Source organism: Pelagibius sp. Alg239-R121, assembly GCF_947331435.1.
Lineage (GTDB): Bacteria > Pseudomonadota > Alphaproteobacteria > Kiloniellales > Kiloniellaceae > Denitrobaculum.
On the sequence record NZ_CAMZOF010000043.1, the window covers coordinates 1 to 1,454 of the forward strand.

Consider the following 1,454-nt stretch of genomic DNA (forward strand, 5'->3'; position numbering starts at 1 on the left):
CACACAGAATGACTACCTACCGGGGTCGGAGGCCAGCTTTCCTTGCGACGGTGATTTGGGCACATCTATCATCGCACACCGAAATCTCGGTGGGTCGGGTCATCCTTTTAGATCTGACAGATGACCGTTTTAGCGATTTCGTACAGACCCAAATTGCACTTGCTGAAACCAGGGCGTCCACACATGAACCCAATCACACAGATCTTACCAAAGCAGTGATATTAAAGTGCTCGTGATCATCTTCAAATTCGCCAAGTGACCAGTAATTGATGATGTCTTCTAGTAAATCTCTGTCCGCGCGCAGTAGGCCTTGGACACGATGCCATAATGATTTTTCAATCGTTTGCATATATGAAAGATCTTCAAGAGAGCACAAAATCAAGGCCATTAACGCATATTTTCGCTCGTCTGATAATACATTGCTTTCATAAAACTTAACGAACTCACAAACGCGATCAGAATCAGCTAACTCTACCTCCCAGTCTTGTTCTGAACCGGTAGCGGGTAGAGCTAAAACTGCATTGAAATAATCGATAGAACTATTATTTGGTCTATACATGTGTTCTACAAGCCCATGCGATCTATCTGTAAGAATTCACCACCCCCTCCGACAACTCCAGCATGTGTGCACGTCAAGTCCGTCACATTGTAATCTCAACATCTGACGTGAGGAAAGCGACTATGGAGTCCAAACAGCAGTTGTAGGCGAGTCTTACAATCTACGGAACAGGATAAGCTGATTTCACCCCCTTTCCACCTGGGACAAGTCTGATTCCAGAAGGATTAGAAAACGACCCATTTGGGTTGATTATACGAGCTGGAACCCCCTTCGGGATTGGTAAAGTAATGGCACCATTCTTAAGCCGATGCAGATTATCCAGTATAAATCTCGCGGCAGCTTGATTATCTAGGAATTGTCCCTGTTGCATTCCGGACCCCTTTGCACGAGCTAAAAGTTGCCGCGTGACATTTTGTCCATGCGTCGTAAATGTATGACCAAATTTGGCTTTGCTTAACAGTATTGCCGTTTCCGTCGCCGCTCCTCCAGCGCCTCTAGGGGCTCGCGTGACGACTTTTCCACCTATACCTAAAGCTCTCAGTAGCCATCCAATTATTGGCCCCCATGCCGCTTGTGTCCCCCCAGAAGATACACGTGACGAGCTTGAAAATCCAAGACTAGCGTCCGAACTGTATTCAGCATTTCCTGCAAGTGCTAACTGGAATTCACTTTCATTCGTCGTGAGTTCTTGGGCGAGGCCAGGTTCCCCGGCTTCTTGATAATACGCCCCTTTGAGCTGGTCACCCAACTGGGCGAATGCCCCCGAGAACGCCCCATTCTTGAACTTCCCTCCGCCAAGTTCCGCTCCTACTCCGCCAGAAACTGCTGCAAAGGCAATGGCTGGCGGACCTTCCAACCCCAAGCGTCCAGCAACCGCGCCTGAAAGACTGCCGAA

Annotated in this window: 2 protein-coding genes; both read right to left on the reverse strand. The window is 48.3% G+C overall.

The features are described 5' to 3' along the window. Positions 1 to 193: 193 nt before the first annotated feature. Positions 194 to 559, reverse strand: a complete 366-nt coding sequence (locus tag QMZ18_RS36870) for a hypothetical protein (RefSeq protein ID WP_282611436.1) — start codon at positions 557 to 559, stop codon at positions 194 to 196. Between the two features lie 160 nt (positions 560 to 719). Further along, positions 720 to 1,454: hypothetical protein (locus QMZ18_RS36875; RefSeq protein ID WP_282611437.1), on the reverse strand; the 735-nt coding region annotated here is incomplete at its 5' end.

Bases quoted from the DNA above. Each gene is read 5' to 3' on its own strand.
- QMZ18_RS36870 (WP_282611436.1), bottom strand. From the start codon at position 559: ATGTATAGACCAAATAATAGTTCTATCGATTATTTCAATGCAGTTTTA.